The organism is Streptomyces thermovulgaris, assembly GCF_002155915.1.
GTDB classification, from domain to species: domain Bacteria; phylum Actinomycetota; class Actinomycetes; order Streptomycetales; family Streptomycetaceae; genus Streptomyces; species Streptomyces thermovulgaris.
In genome coordinates, this window is sequence record NZ_MUME01000573.1 from 1 (window position 1) to 523 (window position 523).

General features: G+C 71.1%; 1 protein-coding gene. It reads right to left on the bottom strand.

Annotated features, from left to right (window positions below):
- A partial coding sequence (locus CCN35_RS27380; RefSeq protein WP_211285594.1) for an HNH endonuclease occupies positions 1 to 358 on the bottom strand: 358 nt, incomplete at its 3' end.
- Positions 359 to 523: the final 165 nt, after the last annotated feature.

Genomic DNA, 523 nt, shown 5'->3' on the forward strand with positions numbered 1-523 from the left:
GGCTGCCCGCCACGTGATGCCACGTCCAGCCGTGCGGAGTCGCCACATTCGGCACCGTGTCCCACAACTCGTGCCCGGAGGCCGCCATCGCCGCGTTCGCCGACACATAGTCCGTCAGCCGCAGCTCGTCGACCCCGAACCCCGCAGGCGGCTCCGCGATCTCCACCGCGACCCGCGCATACGGCGAGAAGTCGGGAAAACCGCGCTCGTCCACCCACACCCCTCTGGGATGACGGGCAGCCCGGACCGGATCCGGAAAGTGCACGACCTGCCCGGCATAGGCCGCATTCGGCGGCGCGGTCCGTCCCCCAGCCTGGCGGCCGGGTGGAACCCCCAGCCCGAGCCGACCTGTCGTCATGGCGGTTGCCCCCTGAGGCACTCTGTACGACCCACGGCGACCGGCATCCAGCACCGGCCCGCCACGACCCGTATCCCTACTTCTCTCCACTACGTCAACCGCGCGCACCGCGGCGTGTCGACAGCCTATGCGGTACACCGACCCCGGTCACCGGGCCACCACCCC